This is a genomic window from Brevibacillus gelatini (assembly GCF_003710935.1).
Taxonomy (GTDB): Bacteria; Bacillota; Bacilli; order Brevibacillales; family Brevibacillaceae; genus Brevibacillus; species Brevibacillus gelatini.
The window spans coordinates 1-1,525 of the sequence record NZ_RHHS01000069.1; the positions used below are offsets into that span (position 1 = coordinate 1).

Annotated in this window: 1 protein-coding gene; it reads left to right on the plus strand. The window is 45.0% G+C overall.

From position 1 onward, the window contains the following. Window positions 1-246 precede the first annotated feature (246 nt). Window positions 247-1,359, plus strand: coding sequence for an IS110 family RNA-guided transposase (locus EDM57_RS22410; RefSeq protein ID WP_122906893.1), 1,113 nt, complete (start codon window positions 247-249; stop codon window positions 1,357-1,359). Window positions 1,360-1,525: the final 166 nt, after the last annotated feature.

Genomic DNA, 1,525 nt, shown 5'->3' on the forward strand with positions numbered 1-1,525 from the left:
GTCTCAAACTACCATGGCCTGACAGCCACCACATTGAATGAAAATGTACTTGGCCTGTGAACCTGCTGATTTCATAATAAAATTAGCAGGTCACAGGCCGATACTTTTTTGGTGGCAATAACCCCGAGTCTCAAACCGGCCGACTGCACCTACGAGCACCGCCGATTGTTACCATGAGTACGTGTATAAAAATACTTTGCTTCGGGTGCATGGCCTGCATCATTTTCTACAAAGGAAGTGATGGGAATGGATGCAATATTAGAACGATGTGCTGGACTCGATGTACACCAAGAGACGGTGGTAGCATGTGTTATGTATGGTCCTTTGGACAGAAAACCGAAACAAGAAACCAAGACTTTTTCTACCACTACCAAAGGACTCCTTGAACTTCACGATTGGCTCCATCAATACGAATGTACGCACATTGCAATGGAAAGCACAGGAGTATACTGGAAACCGGTATGGAACGTTCTTGAAGGGAGCTTTACATTGGTACTCGCCAACGCTAAGAGAATCAAGAATGTTCCAGGTCGAAAAACGGATGTAAAAGATGCAGCTTGGATTGCTCAATTACTCCGCTGTGGGCTGATCACTCCCAGCTTTGTTCCGCCCGAAAATATTCGAGATTTACGCGATTACACTCGTTATCGGAGAAAGCTGCTCGGTGATGCTACGGCGGAAAAAAACAGAATCCACAAGATTTTGCAGGATGCCAACATCAAGCTGACAACATATGTGAGTGATGTATTCGGTGTATCCGGAAGAGCCTTACTCGAATCGATTGTGAACGGTGAGGTGCTAAGTCCAGACCAAGTAAAAGATCTAGTCAAAACATCACTGAAAAGAAAAGTTCCGCAACTTATAGAGGCTTTGAATGGTCGAGTTCGAGCTCATCATCGAAAAATAATCGGGATGCACCTCGATCACTTGAGGTATCTCGAAGAACAAATTAGGGAAATCGAAAAAGAAATCGACAGGCTCCTCAGTCCTCATTTGGACATTGTTGAACAACTCATCACCGTTCCGGGGATTCAAAAGGATGCGGCGGCGGTCATCCTAGCAGAAATCGGATACGATATGTCTTGTTTTCCATCGGATGCCCATCTCTCATCATGGGGAGGTTTAAGTCCAGGGAACAACGAAAGTGCGGGCAAGAAAAAAAGCTCCCGAACCACGAAGGGAAACAGGAGCTTGAAAGCCGTACTTTGCCAGGCAGCTTGGGCCGCGAGTAAATCGAAAGGCACTCGGCTCGCTTCGTTTTTTTATCGCATCCAGAAACGAAGAGGCCAGAAAAAAGCTACGATGGCCACGGCTCACCTCATATTACGTATTATATATCACATCACTAGCGTTGCATAAAAATCGCCAGGATTAATAAACTGATTTTTCTGAACTAAATTCCACTTCCAAATGGCTAAAGAACGGAGTGACCCACAAAGGTAGTTCCGTCCATTTGGCATTTATATACACTTAAACCAGATGCTACACAACTGTTTCCTTCCTGCTTATGGATCAGGCTTTCTTC